Source organism: Arcobacter peruensis (assembly GCF_003711085.1).
Taxonomy (GTDB): Bacteria; Campylobacterota; Campylobacteria; order Campylobacterales; family Arcobacteraceae; genus Poseidonibacter; species Poseidonibacter parvus.
On record NZ_CP032363.1, the window covers coordinates 1,176,115 to 1,191,283 of the forward strand.

Sequence of the window (15,169 nt, forward strand, 5' to 3'; positions counted from 1 at the left end):
AAGTTAATATTTAAGGAGTAGTAATATGTCGAAATTTATAATATTTGATACTGAAACTACTGGCTTTTATGAAGAAGATAGAATCATAGAAGTTGGAGCAATGATTATTGATGATAATGATGTCCAAATCTTAGATGAACTTTGTAGTACTGATGTTCCTATAAAAATGGAAGCTACTTTAATCCATAAAATCTCACAAGAGATGATAAAAGACAAATGCAAATTTACTCAAACAAAATTTTATAAAAGATTACTTGAATTAAATAATGAACAAAACTATTTAATAGCTCATAATATGCCATTTGATTTAGGAATGTTAGAAAAAGAAGGTTTTGTAAATAAGTTTAGAATTATTGATACGTTAAGAGTTGCTAAGCATCTTTTAGTAGAGGGTAAATCTATAGCACTTCCATATCTTAGATATTCACTTAAATTATATGAAGAGGAAGAAAAAGAAGCATTAAAATATGGTGTTGTTATGAAAGAGCATACAGCAATTGGTGATGTATTAGTTACAAAACTATTATTTTCAAAGCTTCAAATACTAACAAAAGAAAAATTCCCAAATGAGAATGCTATAGAGAAAATGCTAGAGTTTACTAAAACACCAATATTACAAAAGAATTTCAAATATGGTAAATATAAGGGCAAAAAAATAAGTGATATTTATAACAATGATATAGAATATATAAATTGGTTAAAAAATAATATAGAACTTGATATGGATATAAAATATACTTTTGATACTCTTGAAAAAAAGAAAAAAAGCTAGCAAAATAAATTGCTAGCTTCTTAAATTAAGGAGAGGGGTTTCTTGTTAAAATATTAACAAGAAGTATGAAGTCTAGTATCAGTATCTTCTTCTGGATAAAAAGAAGCTAGTGTACAATGACTAATAGCAGATGCTGCTAAAATATTAGTACTTGCTGCTGATGTTTGTGTATTGTTAAAACTTAAATAATCTGGTGTATCACTATTTTCTAGTGGATAAAATGATGCAAATACTTTGTTATCACTAGTTGCTACTCCTAAAGTTTGATAAGCTTTTGAATCATCTTGAACTGAAGAAAGATAACTTGGAGTGTCATCGTTCTCAACTGGGTAAAAACTTGCAAATGTATCTTGTGCTGATAATGCACTTCCTGCTAATAAACTTAATCCTATAATAGTTGTTGATAATTTTTTCATTGTAAATCCTTTTAAATATTAATTTTTTATTTTCGTTTGTTTGATAAGTGTATTATAGATTTTTTATGTGTATCTTGCGTAAAGAGTTCGTTTATTGTTTGTGTAGTGAGATTTTAATAGGGAGTAGAATATATTATTTAATCAAACCCTTTTCAAATATTATCAGTTGGTAATGAAACTGTGAATTTTGCACCTTTATATTGAACACCTTTATACTCATATTTTTCATTACTTGCAATTAGTGTTCCATTTAAATGTGTTCGGATAATCTCATCACTCATGTATAATCCAATACCTGTACCTTGTGACTGATGTTTTGTTGTAAAATATGGTTCAAATATTCTATCTATAATATTATCTGCAATTCCACCACCATTATCAAGTATTTCAATAATTAAAGTATTTTCCTTCTTGTATGTATTTATAAAAATAAATCTTTTTTGAGAATTAGTTTCTACTAAAACATCTTTTGAATTATTTAAAATATTCGCTAATACTTGAATAATTTCATTTTCAAAAGATAAAATAGTAACATCCTTGATATTCTGAATTATTTCAATCTCTTTTGCTGAAAACTGAGCATTTATAAGATTCAATGTTTTATTAATTGTATGAGAGATAAAGAAATCTTCTTCTTTACTATTTCTTGGGTCAAGGAAGCTCCTAAAATCTTCAATTGTTTGAGAAAGATATTGTGCTGAGTTATTAATAGTATCCATTGTATGAATAAAATCATTATCATTAAAAAGGCCCATCTCTTTTTGAAACTTAGAACCTGTTGCTGCTGTTGTAATAGTTGATAAGGGCTGTCTCCATTGATGAGCAATGTTTCCTAACATTTCTCCCATTGCTGCCATTTTAGATTGTTGTATTAATAATCTTTCTTTTTCTATGGTTTTCTTAATTTCATCTTCAATTCTATTTTTATATGTTATAAATTTTTTTGAAATTTTATTAGATATATAAAAAGACAACAAGATGAATACTAATGTTATAAATGTAGTAAGTATAATTATTTTATTAATTGATTTTTGCTTAGATTCTAGTAGATCTTGTGTTTTTTGCTCAATTTCTTTCTCAAACTTTTCTAAAAAGAATCCTGTCCCAATAATCCACTCCCAATTATCGACAAGCTTTATATACGAGATTTTATCTCTATTCTTTAAATTTTCTGGATTTACTCCTGTACTATAAGACATAAAACCTTTTTTGTTTTCCTTGGCAAAGTTAATTATATCTTTTATTACATATTTACCTAGAGGATTTTTTATATTATATCGATTAGTTCCAACTAAGGAATCTTTATAATGAGAAAGGACCATTCCTTTATCATCAAATATAAATATATAAGAGCTATCTTCACTTTTAGTTTTTTTAATTTTTAATAATAACTCTTTTTGTAAATCACTTTCAAAATCATCAATATACTCACCTGTTCCAATAGCAACATTTAGCGGTTCAAAATATTTATAAAAACTGATTTTTTTATAAGTGTTTTTATTATCATTAGGTTTATACCAATGATAAGTATCATATTTTTCACTTTTTTCTTTGATAGTTTGAACAATAGTTTTTACAAATTGGTAGCCATTTGCATCTTTAAATTCTAGTTTATTTTGATTCTCTAACTTTTTATTTAGAGGTTGTAAAAGGCTTGTTCCTTTTACATCATCAATAAAAAAGTATCCTCTTCCATTGTTATAAGAGATATTACCTAAGACATTTTTTATAGTTAAAAATATCTCTTCTTTACTAGCATAGTTTTTTGCTTCCATATATATATTTGTTGCTATAGTATGGGCTTCATAAACTCTATCTTTTATCTGTTGTTTTAATATTTGTTCTGATTTTTCTTTTTCATATACAATTAAATTATGTATGTTTACTATCTTATTTTTTATTCTTTCTTTATTTTGAATTAGATATTTTTCTTTTGTTAATTCTACTTCTTTTGTAAAATCTTCTTCCATTTTATTTAAATATATATTAGATATAAAAAGAGATACAATAATAACAAGGATTATGGGAGAGAATTTAATTATATTTAGAATTATTCTTTCGTCATTTGTTATTTTCATATTATTTTCCTAATATTAAATCTTTCTTGCTATTATTTATTATCAGTATATAAAAGTTTTTATTAAAGTTTCATATTTAAAATGTCATAAAAGAAAAGTAATTGTTTATTAAATGATTACATCCTAAGATAAATATAATCACAATCAAATTACTACACATTTATTCACTTAAACTCAAAGAAAAACTTAGATATAATCACGTCAAATTATAATAACTATTAGGACACTTTATGAAAAAACATGTAGAAACATCACTAAGCCACATTGCAAAGTTTGCACCTTTTGCTGAACAAACAGGAGCTTCTCATTTTCCAATATACAATACAGGAACATTTGATTTAAAAAAACAAAATGGCGATAAGATATATGACTATACAAGAAGTGATAATCCTACAAGAGAAATGCTAGAAAATCTTTTCACAGAAGTTGAAGGCGGAGCTGGTTGTGTTTGTACGCACACAGGAATTGCTTCTGTTGCGCTACTTTTTGAAACAGTTTTAAAAGCAAATTCACATATTTTAGTTGAAGCTGATTGTTATGGTGGAACATTTAGATTACTTAAAATCTTTAAAGAAAAATATAATGTTACAGTTCATTTTGCAGACTTTTTAGAATTTGATAAAATTGAAGATATTTTAAAAAATAATCCGATTGATTTAGTTTTATGTGAAAGTCCTACAAACCCAGGATTAAAAATCATTGATTTAAAAAAAGTAGGAGCCTTAGCAAAAGAAAATAATGCCCTTTTTGCAGTTGATAACTCACTTGCTACTTTTATTTCTCAAAGACCATTAAAACTTGGAGCTGATTTCTCATTATTTTCAACTACAAAGTATATCTCAGGACATGGAGCAGTAGTTGCAGGTGCAATTGTTGCAAAAACAGAAGAACTTGCAAAAGAAATACACTACTATGCAAATGCAGGAGGAAGATCTCAGAATCCAATGGATGTGTATTTAATCACACTTGGAATTCCTACACTTAAAGTAAGAATGGCTGAACATGAAAAAAACTCAATTATTATTGCACAGTATTTAGAAGAGCAAAACTATATAGATAAAGTTACACATCCAAGTTTAAAATCACACCCACAACATGCCCTTGCAAATGAGCAAATGGATTTTATTCCAGGTTTATTTTGTGTAGATTTTAAAAGTGTTGAATTAGCTGAGCAATTTATAGAAAAAACAAAAATCTTTGGTGAAAAGTGTTCATTTGGAAGTCCTGATTCAAGAGTTGAAATTCCTGCAAAAATTTCTCATGCAACATTTTCTAAAGAAGAGCTTGCAGCAATTGGAATAAGTGATTCTACAGTAAGATTTTCAATTGGATTGGAAAATGTTGAAGACTTAATCAAAGATATAGAACAAGCTGTAAATTAAGAAAGACAAATGAGTAAAGAATTTTTTAAAGCTATTGAATGTGGTCAAACACTACCTATTAACAATGTGCATGCAGTATCTGTATCAATGCCAACAATGCAAGATGTTATTGATTATGAGAAACAAACACCTCAAATTTTTGAAAAAATAAAAAGTGGTTATCCACGATTTAAACTACATCCATACTTAAAAAAGCTAGGACTTTATATAAAAGATAAATATAAAGTATCTGATAATTTTGAAGTAGTATTACTATCTTCTAAAAAAGCAGTTGAGTTAATAAGTGATAAGTATTTTATTCATAATAAAATTGAAGTAGATGAACCTTTTGGAGTAATATTAGTTCAAAGAGGAACAACTCAACTTCAAAAAGTATTAACATATATTCAACATGTTGGTTGTAATTTATCTTCAAGATTAGCAGAAAAATACCTTTTTGACGTAGGATTGATTAATACAGTCCATGAAGAAAAACTAGAAGATGAGAAAAAAGCAAAAGATATTATTATAAATACTTTAGCAAATGCTTATAATCAACCTTCAAAAAATGTATGCCTAGCACCTTCAGGAATGAATGCAATATATTCAATTGTACGAGGGTTAAATAGTATTCAATCACATAATGGAAGAACTATTTTAGTTCAATTTGGTTGGTTGTATTTAGATACTATGAATATTGTAAATCATCACTATAATCAATCAAAAATATTCCCAGATATTTTAAATCTTGACTTACTTGAAGAGTTTTTAAAAATTGATGGAAAAAAAGTATCAGCAATTGTTACAGAAATGCCTACAAATCCACTTTTAAAAACTGTTGATATTAAAAGATTAAGAAGCCTTTGTGATGAATATAATATTCCTTTGGTAATTGATACAACTTTTGCAACACCTTTTAATTTAAATTTAGAAGCTTATGCAGATATATTTGTAGAATCACTTACGAAGTTTGCCTGTGGAAATGCAGATATTTTAATGGGTGCAATTATCTTAAATAAAAAACATAATCTCTCACATATGAATGTAGAGTTTTTCACTCACTGTGAACCTGTATATATAAAAGATATACAAAGATTAGCACTACAAATAAAAGGCTATGAAAAAAGAGTAAAAGAGATTTCTTCTAATACAAAACTATTAGTTGAGTATTTCAAAAAATGCTCATATATTAAAGATATTTATTATTGTTTAAATGAAGAAAATAAAGAGAATTATTCTCAAACAATAAAAGATGATAATAGCCTAACAGGAATTATCTCTGTAACATTTAATAAACCATTTAAAGATATATATAACAATCTAAATTTTGCAAAAGGTCCAAGTTTAGGTACAGAATTTACACTTCTTATGCCTTATACTTATTTAGCTCATTGGGATTTGATTCAAAGTAAAGAAGGAAATGAGTTTTTAGAAGAGATTGGATTGCCAATTGATTTACTTCGTATTTCTGTTGGAGTTGAAAATATAAATGAAATTATAAATGAGTTTAAAAGACTAGAAAATTAGAATAATCTAAATTGATTCTAGTCTTTTAATTTGTTTTATTAAACTCTAAATTGTTTCCCAACTAAGTAATAAAAATAAACCTAAGAAAAACATAAATATAGGTGATGCAATTTCTAAGAAGTTTGTAAACTTTGATGACTTTGCAGATACTTTATGTAAAGAAACACCTAAAAATGAAGATGCAAAAATCACTATTCCCATTCCTAAACTAATAAAAATACTAGCTAAAAATACAGATAGATAAGTTTCTAAAATAAATGCATAAACAAATAATACAACAGTTCCAGGGCAAGGAATAAGCCCTGCTGTTAATACAAAAAATAGATTTTCTTTCTTGTTATTAGCACTAGTGTGAACTGCTTGTGGGTTTTTTAATACAAAATTTGATTTTTCTTTTGGCACTGTAAACATCTGATTTTTACTTTCAGGAATATTACAAGCACAACAAGCACAAGATTTATTTTTTAATTTTCTATATAAAATAAATAAAGATAAAAGCATAATCAATACAGCTGATGTTTTTGTTATATATGAAATTGAATCATCTAAAAAACTTGAAAAAATCCCTTCAATAATAAAAATAGAAATACTAACAAGAATTAAAGCACCAACGATATGAATAAATGCAGTAAAAAATGATATTGTAAAAGCTTGTGTATAAGAGCTTTTTCTTGAACTAAAATATGAGAAAGCCAATGCTTTTCCATGTCCTGGTCCTAAAGCATGAATCATCCCATAAACAAATGAAGCAAAAAGTAAAAATACCATTGCATATTTATCTTCACCTTTTTCAACAGCTAATAAATACTCTTTTATTTTTTGAACAAATTTATCTAGTGTTTTTTCTTCTTTGTTAGTATCTTTTACTTTTATAAGATTTTCTTCTTTGAAGCTTTGTGTAATTGTTAATTCTTTTTCTTCAACTATTTCATCACTTTGTTTTTTGATTTCTATTTCATCTTCATTTGTGATAGCAGATCTTTTTTCATTTACCAATGAAGGAGCATCAATAGTATAAGTGATATTATCTTCTTTAAAATCTTTTCTCACATTATAAGGAATTGTGAAAGATTGCTTTAACTCATCAAAGAAAATAGAAAAATATCCATAATCATCATAAAGACGAATATATAATTTATTTTTATCAATAATTTTGTAGTTTAATTTAGCAACATATTCAAAGCTTAGAATATTATTTACAAATGATATTTTATGACTTTTAATATTTATAATTCTACTGTGTTCTTCAATTTTGTTTGAATATGATAAAAAAGTAAGATAATTCAAGGGTTCAATATAAGTTAAAAGAGATTCTTCGATAGGTTCAAGTTCTTGCTTACTAAAAGTTAAATCAAGATTTGTGTCATATAAACGTAAAAGTTCTTCTGTAAATTCTTTTGAAAAAGTCCATTTAAAGTGGGCATCTTTTATTAGTGTTTTATCAGCAGTTATATTTATAGAAATATCTGTTCGTGGAGTTGTTATAGAACATATCGAGCATCCTAAAAGGATGCTTTGAATAAAAAGAAGTAAGATGAGAAATCTTATCATTTATAAGTATCAGCTATTTTTTTTGCTGAGTCAATTAGGTTTGTTTCCCAATTTATTGATAAAGGATCAATAGTATGAACATTTCCTTTTATACTTTTAGCAATAATTTTTGCACTTTTTTGTGAAAATTGAGGAGCTACAAAAACTATTTTGATTTCATGTTCTTGTGCATCTTTTATTAATTCAATTAACTCTTTTGGTTTTGGTTCTTTCCCTTCTACTTCAATAGCAACTTGTTCTAATGAATATCTATTTGCAAAATATCCCCATGATGGATGAAATACCATAAAAGCTTTATGCTCAAAAGGTTTTAAAATATTAGTAAGTTTTTCATTTAAAGTATCAAGTTCTTTTAAGAAATTTTCATAGTTAGTTTTATAAAAAGAGCTATTAACTTCATCAATTTTAACTAATGTTTCATAAATATTTAAAGCTTGTGTTTTAACAGCAACTGGATCTAACCATACATGTGGGTCTAAACCTTCATGTCCATGTTCTTCATGATCATCGTGCTTTTCATGTCCATGTTCTTCATGATCATCATGACCTTTTTCCTCATGATGTGAATGTTCTTCCATTTCTAGCTTTTTAATACCTTTATCCGTATGAACAATTAACATTTTTTTATTTGCATTTTCAAACTTTTCAAGCCATGATTTTTCAAAAGGAACACCAATTGCAAAATACACACTTGAATGCGATAATTTCTTCATTTGAGAAGTACGTGGTTCATATGTAGCTGGAGAAAAACCTTGCTTAACCATTACATTAACGTTTATTTTATCTCCTGCAATTTTTTCTACGAAATATTTTTGAGGTACAATACTAACAGTTACATCTTTTTTTGTCGCATATAAAGATGAAATCATCATTAAAGCTACTAATATTATTTTATTCATTATAATCCTAATTAATCTATTATATTTATGCAACCTGGTTGCGTATTTGGAATTTTAATAAAAAAACTCTTTAACGCAACTTAGTTGTAAAAAAACTTTAAACATAAATTGATATAATAAAATATGAATATAGAAAAATTAACAACTGATAAAAATATAAAATTAACAACTGCTCGAAAAGTAATTCTTGAGATACTTGTTAATTCAGATAAGCCTTTGTCTTATGAAGATATTAAAAATGAGCTTTCAATGGATAAAGCAACTTTTTATAGAAATATTACAAAGTTTGAAGAAGAAGACTTAATAGACTCTTTTGAATCAAATGATAAAAAAAGGTATTTTGAAATTCAAAAAACGAAGCATTCTCATTTTATTTGTACAATATGTTCAAAGATTGAGTGTATTCATAAAAAGCTTGATTTAAATCTAACAGACTATCAAGTTAATAATATAGTTATAAAGGGTATTTGCCCTAATTGTTTAAAAAATAAAGGATAAAATCAATGATTAAAAGTTTGGTTTCAATAAATCAATTTATAAATAAAGAAGCCCTTAGTGGTATTTTACTTTTTGTTGCAACTGTTGCAGCTGTTATAGTTGCAAACTCTAGTTTAGGCCAAGAATATTATGATTTATGGCATATGCCTCTTGGTATAAATATTGGTGAGTTATCAATTTCAATGACGCTTACATATTGGATTGATGATGGACTAATGGCTCTATTTTTTCTTATGGTTGGACTTGAAATAAAAAGAGAAATGGTTGTAGGTGAATTATCCTCTATAAGTAAAGCATCTTTTCCAATAGTAGCAGCAATTGGTGGTATGCTAATACCTGCACTTGTTTATGTAGCATTTAATCCAGATAATCCATTTGGATTTGGTATTCCAATGGCTACTGATATTGCCTTTGCACTTGGTATTTTAATGCTTTTAGGAACAAGAGTAAATCCAGCACTTAAACTATTTCTAGTTGCACTTGCCGTTGTAGATGATTTGGGAGCTGTTTTAGTTGTTGCTACTGTTTATACAAGTGAAATACATAGTGAATATTTTTTACATGCAGCAATTGTTTATGCTCTTATTTGGGCTTTAAACTTTAAAGGTGTAACAAAACTTTTACCATATTTAATATTAGGTATTGCACTTTGGATTTATATTCACGCTATTGGAATTCATGCAACAATTGCAGGTGTATTACTAGCTTTTGCAATTCCAATTCAATCAAAAATAGATGAAAAAAGTTTTATAAAAGACTCAAAAGAATCAATAGATGATTTTGAAAAAAACATAGATGATATTCCAATGCTTAATCATAATCAAATTGATGCATTGGAAAATATGGCTTATAAATACGATAAGGTACAAAATCCTTTAGTAAGACTTGAACATCAACTTCATGGACTTTCTGCATTTTTTATTATGCCATTATTCGCATTTTCAAATGCTGGTGTTTTAATAGACTTTTCAACAGTAAGTGCAAACTTAATGATAGTTCTAGGTGTTGTTTTTGGTTTGGTTATTGGTAAGCCTGTAGGAATTTTTGGTTTTACATATTTAGCTACAAAATTAAATATCATTAAAAAACCTGATAATATTTCATGGGCTGAAGTAGTTGCGGTTGGATTCCTTGGTGGAATTGGATTTACAATGTCTATATTTATTACTCACTTAGCCTTCTTAGATGAAGATATAATTGCAGCAGTAAAACTTGGAGTTTTTGCAGCTTCATTTGTTGCAGCTATTATTGGGGTTTTATTAATATTAAGAGCAAAAAAAGCATAGTTAATTCTATGCTTTTTTACTAATAACACTATTAAAATAGCAATTCTATTCTATTCTTATTTCTTTATTCAGCTATAATTCTTACATGTCAAAACTATTAAATAATATACTTTTTGAAAATGTTACACACTCAACTGAAGATTTTACAAAACATTACCATAGTACTTATACTATTGGATTAACATATAAAGGTGTTTTAAAATCTTATAATTCTCATGAGTCTTATGAATCTTATGAATATTCAGTTCGTATAAATAACCCTGGAGAAGTTCATGCCGGTAAATCAAAAGATTGGTCACATGTAAACTTTTATCCAACAGTTGATGTTATGACAAATTTATATGAACAAATATTTTATGATAAAAAAATACCATTTTTTAAAAGACATATAGTTGATAATAAAATACTATTTATGAAACTTCATAATTTTTTTGATTCTTATTTTAAAAATGAAGATGAGATATTAGTAGAAACTAATCTAATTGATGCTTTATCAACGCTAATCCTAACTTCAATTATTTATACAAAATCATATAAAGATATTTTTGAAGACAAAAAAATCATCAAAAATACCTATGAATATATAAATGATTCAATTGATACAAATTTTACACTAGATAATTTAGCTTCAAATGTTAATCTTAGTAAATACCATTTTCTAAGACTTTTTAAAAAAGAGTTTGGATTAACACCTCATGCCTTTATTATAAATGAACGATTAAATCGAGCAAATGGATTAATCCAAAAAGGTTATTCAATTAGTCAAGCAAGTGTTCAAGTAGGATTTAATGATCAATCACATTTTTCAAGAAATTTCAAAAAATATTTTGGATACACACCATCAAACTTACAAAAAAATAGCAATATTATTCTATAAGTATTTTCCTTTTTAATATATACTTCTGTAATAAATTACAGAAAGACTATTATGACACATACAAATAAAAATATATTTTACATTTTACTTCTTATTGCAATGATTGCATGGGGTGCATCATCTGTAAATATGAAAGTATTAAGTAACTACATAAATGAATATGAAATGATGTTCTTTAGGTATTTTTTTACCGCACTTTTTATGATTCCAATAATTATGTTTTTAAAGAAATCTTTTCGTGTTGATTTAAAGGTTTTTTTTCTAATTATAATTTCAACTATTTTATTTATTGCTTATACGAAATATTTTTATGTTGGAGTAAAATTAGGAACTGCTAGTTTAGGTGGTGCTTTAGTAACTACTTTAGTTCCAATTAATACTTTTATTTTTTTAGCATTCTTAAAAGTAAAAAAGATTACAGTGAAATCTGCTTTTGCTTTAATACTTGGAGCAATAGGTGTATTAACAATGTTAAATATATGGTCATTTAAAGCAGAAGAAATATTCAAAGAACAGAACTTATATTTTTTATTAGCTTCATTAATTTGGCCAATAGTTACAATTATAAGTTCAAAAGTTACTAAGGTTTCTCCTTTAGTATTTACTTTTTATATTTATCTTGTAGCTTCACTTATAAGTTTGTTTTTCTTTGTTGATTTGCAAGAAATAAACTATGTAAGTTTTGATTCATCTTTTTATATAAATCTTGTAATGATTACACTTGTAGCAACAGTATTTGGTAATACCATTTATTTTTTAGGAGTTGAAAAATTAGGAGCAGAAGTTAGCTCTTTTATTTTTCTTGTTCCTTTTTCTTCTATTACTTTAAGTGCTATCTTTTTGAAAGAAGAAATAACTATTTCAATTGTTATTGGGACTATTTTAACTATAATCGCAGTTAAAATTCTCAATGATATAAAAATCTTTAAAAGTAGAAAGAAATCACAATGACACAACAAAACAAAAACATATTTTATATCTTAATGATTCTTGCAATGGCAGGATGGGGAGCATCGTGGGTAAATGCAAAAGTACTAAGCTCTTATATAAATGAGTATGAATTAATATTTTTTAGAAACCTTTTTACAATAATTACTTTAGCACCTGTACTAATAATTACAAGAAAATATTTTTATATTAATAAAAGAAGTTTTTTGCTTGCTATTTTAGCTTCTGTTATTATGATTGTATATTTAAAGTGTTATTTTTTAGGAACAAAATATGGAACAGCATCTCTTGGTGGTGCACTTGTAACTACTCTTATTCCTATTAATACATTTATTATTATGGCACTTTTTTGGGGTAAAAAGATACTTAAAAAAGACATATTTGCTTTAGGACTTGGAGCAGTTGGAGTACTTACAATGCTAAATGTTTGGTCATTTTCACATGAACAAATATTCTCAATACAGAATATGTATTTTCTAGGTGCTTCAATTTTATGGCCCGCTTTAACAATTACAAGTTCTAAAATAACAAATACTTCTCCAATGGTTTTTGGTATGTATATGTATTTGATTTCAACTGTTATTGTAAGTTTATTCTTTGTAGATTTTTCTAGCATAAACTATGAAGCTTTTGATTCAATCTTTTGGCTAAATATATTAGTACTTGCAGTAATTGCAACTACATTTGCAACTACTGTTTATTTTATTGGAATTGAAAAACTTGGGACAAATGAAGTAAGTTCTTTTATATTTTTAGTTCCATTTTTTGCTATTATTTTTAGTATAATATTTTTAAAAGAAGAAGTACATATCACAACAATAATTGGTGTAATTTTAACAGTAATTGCAGTAAAAATTTTGAATAATATTGTAATATTTAAGAAGAAGATTGAAAAATAATTTAAATACTTTTACCCTATCAGGTTTAATTATTGGTCCAATCTTAGGTTCAGGGTTAATACTTCTTCCTCCACTACTTTATAATATGGTTGGTGATTTTTCACTTATTATTTGGGCTATTATTTTATCATTAGGTTTTGTCTTTGCATTAATCTTCGGAAAACTAGCTGTTTTATTTCCAGGAGAAGGTGGAGTTAGTCTTGCAACAAAAGAGGCTATGGGAAAGAAGTATCAATTACTTACCTCTTTTTATCTTATTTGTGCTGTTTTCTTTGGTCCAGTTGCTGTTTTAATAATTGCTGCAGAGTTTATAAAACCCTACTTTCAAAATACCTCTCTTGAATTATTAGGCTTTTTTATTTATATACTTACATATTTACTTCTATTAATAAAAATTAATTTTCTTGGGAAATTAATGTTAATAGTAAGTTCAGTAATTACATTAATTTTTTTAATTTCAAGTATAAATATTTTAGTAAATACAAATGAGTTTAACTTCTCTTTAGTAAAGATTTCAATTGATGAGTTTGGTCATTCTTTAATTATTGTATTCTGGTCCATTGTAGGCTGGGAAGTAATTGGGAATTATTCAAATGAAGTTGAAAAGAAAAAAACACTTACAAATGCCGTTAAATTATCAGCTATTATAATATCACTTGTTTATATTTTGACAACACTTGCTATTTGTTTTGGAGAGTTTCCTAAAGAAGAAGATTTTAAATTAGTATGGATAATAGAACCAATTTTCCAAGAATACTCAAATGCGATATTAGCAAGTGTTTCTATGATACTTTGTGTTGGTACGTTAATACTTTTTGTAGGTGGTGTAGCACGTCTTATATCATCACTAAAGCTTAGTTCATATACTTCAAAACATCTATCAAATAATACACCAATAGCAGCTTTAAACTTTTTATCCTTAATCTATATAATTACATTACTTTTAGTATATTTTAAAGTATTAAGTTTAGATAATTTAGTGGCTTATGCTGATGGTTTTTTTATTGCAAATGCTTTGATTGGTTTAATAACAGCAGTCATGATTTTTGAAAAAGGTTTTCTTAAAAATAGTGCAATAATACTAGCTATACTGTTTTTTATTATTTTACTATTTTCAAATATATTTATTTTATTAGTAATATTTTCTTTATTTTTATTTACTTATTTTAAAAAATAAAATAGGCTACTTATCTTCATCTTCTAAAATTTCTTTTGTTATTGTACTTCCATAAGTAATTAATTCTTTTGCTTTTTGAAAGTCATAAAATTCACAACATTTATTAGGTATATTTATCATAATATCAGGTTGGTGAGATGCTAGTTGATATCTTGAAATAACTTCTTGCATTGTTTCAATAGATTTATTTATTATCTCAAAATAACTAAGCTCTTCTTTTTTTGATATATTTAATTTAAAGAAATTACTTATATTTTCTTTAATACCTTTTTTCTCTTTTTCAAATATATGTTTATGTTTACTTAGAACATTAGTACTACTATTTAAATCAACTGCTATTAGTAAATCAGTAAACTCTGAAATTGTTGGAATAATTGGTAAAGGATTTAAAATTCCTCCATCAAACAGTTCTTTATCATTTAACTTCTTTGGAGTAAAAACAGTTGGAATTGCAATTGAGGCTCTAATTGCATCTTTTAAAGAGCCTTTTTGAAGCCATATTTGCTTCCTATTTGTAATATCAGTTGCAGTTGCTGTAAAAGAAATAGGCAAGTCTTCTATATTAACATCACCTATCATTTCTTCTATCTTATTAAATACTTTTTCACCATTAATCATTCCACTTCTATTAAAAGAAAAATCAACTAATTTTAAAATATCAAAAACATCAAAGTTAAGTACCCATTCTTCATACTCTTCAAGTTTTCCTGCAGCATATAGTCCACCAATTAATGCACCAATTGATGAGCCTGAAATAGATTTTATTTCATAATCATTTGCAATAAGCTCTTTAATAACTCCAATATGAGCATAACCTCTAGCTCCTCCACTTCCAAGAACTAATGATACTGTTTTTTTCTTCTTATTAATCATAATATTT

At 26.2% G+C, this 15,169-nt stretch carries 14 protein-coding genes; 9 read left to right on the forward strand and 5 right to left on the reverse strand.

All coding sequences use genetic code 11. The annotated features are described in order from the left end of the window. The first annotated feature begins 25 nt into the window (after positions 1 to 25). Positions 26 to 772, forward strand: a complete 747-nt coding sequence (locus D3Z07_RS06070) for a 3'-5' exonuclease (RefSeq protein ID WP_076084623.1) — start codon at positions 26 to 28, stop codon at positions 770 to 772. A gap of 53 nt (positions 773 to 825) precedes the next feature. Here D3Z07_RS06070 and D3Z07_RS06075 read toward each other — a convergent pair whose 3' ends face one another. After that, entirely contained in the window at positions 826 to 1,188 is a 363-nt protein-coding gene (locus D3Z07_RS06075) for a hypothetical protein (RefSeq protein ID WP_076084621.1), read from the reverse strand. Between the two features lie 152 nt (positions 1,189 to 1,340). Then, the gene (locus D3Z07_RS06080; protein ID WP_076084619.1) at positions 1,341 to 3,266 is read right to left on the reverse strand and encodes a sensor histidine kinase; all 1,926 of its coding nucleotides are present in this window, start codon (positions 3,264 to 3,266) and stop codon (positions 1,341 to 1,343) included. A 230-nt stretch (positions 3,267 to 3,496) separates the two neighbouring features. Between D3Z07_RS06080 and D3Z07_RS06085 the strand changes: the two genes are divergently transcribed. Next, positions 3,497 to 4,648, forward strand: coding sequence for a trans-sulfuration enzyme family protein (locus tag D3Z07_RS06085; RefSeq protein ID WP_122893337.1), 1,152 nt, complete (start codon positions 3,497 to 3,499; stop codon positions 4,646 to 4,648). Between the two features lie 9 nt (positions 4,649 to 4,657). Further along, a complete protein-coding gene (locus D3Z07_RS06090; protein ID WP_122893338.1) occupies positions 4,658 to 6,154 on the forward strand; it encodes a PLP-dependent transferase in 1,497 nt (498 codons plus the stop codon). Between the two features lie 45 nt (positions 6,155 to 6,199). Here D3Z07_RS06090 and D3Z07_RS06095 read toward each other — a convergent pair whose 3' ends face one another. Further along, positions 6,200 to 7,705 (reverse strand): HoxN/HupN/NixA family nickel/cobalt transporter, encoded by a 1,506-nt coding sequence (locus D3Z07_RS06095; RefSeq protein ID WP_122893339.1) that lies wholly within the window; start codon positions 7,703 to 7,705, stop codon positions 6,200 to 6,202. Then, entirely contained in the window at positions 7,702 to 8,604 is a 903-nt protein-coding gene (locus D3Z07_RS06100; RefSeq protein WP_122893340.1) for a metal ABC transporter solute-binding protein, Zn/Mn family, read from the reverse strand. Before D3Z07_RS06100 ends, D3Z07_RS06095 begins: the two co-directional genes overlap by 4 nt. Positions 8,605 to 8,727: 123 nt before the next feature. Between D3Z07_RS06100 and D3Z07_RS06105 the strand changes: the two genes are divergently transcribed. The 6 genes from D3Z07_RS06105 to D3Z07_RS06130 all read left to right on the forward strand — a co-directional run bounded on the left by D3Z07_RS06105 (position 8,728) and on the right by D3Z07_RS06130 (position 14,289). Further along, complete coding sequence (locus D3Z07_RS06105; protein WP_076084607.1) at positions 8,728 to 9,102, forward strand: Fur family transcriptional regulator; 375 nt, start codon at positions 8,728 to 8,730, stop codon at positions 9,100 to 9,102. A 5-nt stretch (positions 9,103 to 9,107) separates the two neighbouring features. Then, complete coding sequence (gene nhaA / locus D3Z07_RS06110) at positions 9,108 to 10,388, forward strand: Na+/H+ antiporter NhaA (protein ID WP_122893341.1); 1,281 nt, start codon at positions 9,108 to 9,110, stop codon at positions 10,386 to 10,388. Positions 10,389 to 10,473: 85 nt separating this feature from the next. Beyond that, positions 10,474 to 11,265, forward strand: coding sequence for an AraC family transcriptional regulator (locus D3Z07_RS06115; protein ID WP_122893342.1), 792 nt, complete (start codon positions 10,474 to 10,476; stop codon positions 11,263 to 11,265). Positions 11,266 to 11,316: 51 nt separating this feature from the next. Then, the gene (locus tag D3Z07_RS06120; protein WP_122893343.1) at positions 11,317 to 12,216 is read left to right on the forward strand and encodes a DMT family transporter; all 900 of its coding nucleotides are present in this window, start codon (positions 11,317 to 11,319) and stop codon (positions 12,214 to 12,216) included. Continuing rightward, positions 12,213 to 13,112 (forward strand): DMT family transporter, encoded by a 900-nt coding sequence (locus D3Z07_RS06125; protein WP_122893344.1) that lies wholly within the window; start codon positions 12,213 to 12,215, stop codon positions 13,110 to 13,112. Before D3Z07_RS06120 ends, D3Z07_RS06125 begins: the two co-directional genes overlap by 4 nt. Continuing rightward, on the forward strand, positions 13,102 to 14,289 hold the full coding sequence (locus D3Z07_RS06130; protein WP_122893345.1) for an APC family permease: 1,188 nt from the start codon (positions 13,102 to 13,104) through the stop codon (positions 14,287 to 14,289). Before D3Z07_RS06125 ends, D3Z07_RS06130 begins: the two co-directional genes overlap by 11 nt. A 6-nt stretch (positions 14,290 to 14,295) precedes the next feature. Here D3Z07_RS06130 and D3Z07_RS06135 read toward each other — a convergent pair whose 3' ends face one another. Then, positions 14,296 to 15,162 carry a patatin-like phospholipase family protein gene (locus D3Z07_RS06135; protein ID WP_122893346.1) on the reverse strand — a complete coding sequence of 289 codons (867 nt, stop codon included), beginning with the start codon at positions 15,160 to 15,162 and terminating at the stop codon, positions 14,296 to 14,298. Positions 15,163 to 15,169: the final 7 nt, after the last annotated feature.

Coding starts and splice junctions, on each gene's coding strand:
- D3Z07_RS06070 (WP_076084623.1), top strand. CDS start 26: ATGTCGAAATTTATAATATTTGATACTGAAACTACTGGCTTTTATGAA.
- D3Z07_RS06075 (WP_076084621.1), bottom strand. CDS start 1,188: ATGAAAAAATTATCAACAACTATTATAGGATTAAGTTTATTAGCAGGA.
- D3Z07_RS06080 (WP_076084619.1), bottom strand. CDS start 3,266: ATGAAAATAACAAATGACGAAAGAATAATTCTAAATATAATTAAATTC.
- D3Z07_RS06085 (WP_122893337.1), top strand. CDS start 3,497: ATGAAAAAACATGTAGAAACATCACTAAGCCACATTGCAAAGTTTGCA.
- D3Z07_RS06090 (WP_122893338.1), top strand. CDS start 4,658: ATGAGTAAAGAATTTTTTAAAGCTATTGAATGTGGTCAAACACTACCT.
- D3Z07_RS06095 (WP_122893339.1), bottom strand. CDS start 7,705: ATGATAAGATTTCTCATCTTACTTCTTTTTATTCAAAGCATCCTTTTA.
- D3Z07_RS06100 (WP_122893340.1), bottom strand. CDS start 8,604: ATGAATAAAATAATATTAGTAGCTTTAATGATGATTTCATCTTTATAT.
- D3Z07_RS06105 (WP_076084607.1), top strand. CDS start 8,728: ATGAATATAGAAAAATTAACAACTGATAAAAATATAAAATTAACAACT.
- nhaA (WP_122893341.1), top strand. CDS start 9,108: ATGATTAAAAGTTTGGTTTCAATAAATCAATTTATAAATAAAGAAGCC.
- D3Z07_RS06115 (WP_122893342.1), top strand. CDS start 10,474: ATGTCAAAACTATTAAATAATATACTTTTTGAAAATGTTACACACTCA.
- D3Z07_RS06120 (WP_122893343.1), top strand. CDS start 11,317: ATGACACATACAAATAAAAATATATTTTACATTTTACTTCTTATTGCA.
- D3Z07_RS06125 (WP_122893344.1), top strand. CDS start 12,213: ATGACACAACAAAACAAAAACATATTTTATATCTTAATGATTCTTGCA.
- D3Z07_RS06135 (WP_122893346.1), bottom strand. CDS start 15,162: ATGATTAATAAGAAGAAAAAAACAGTATCATTAGTTCTTGGAAGTGGA.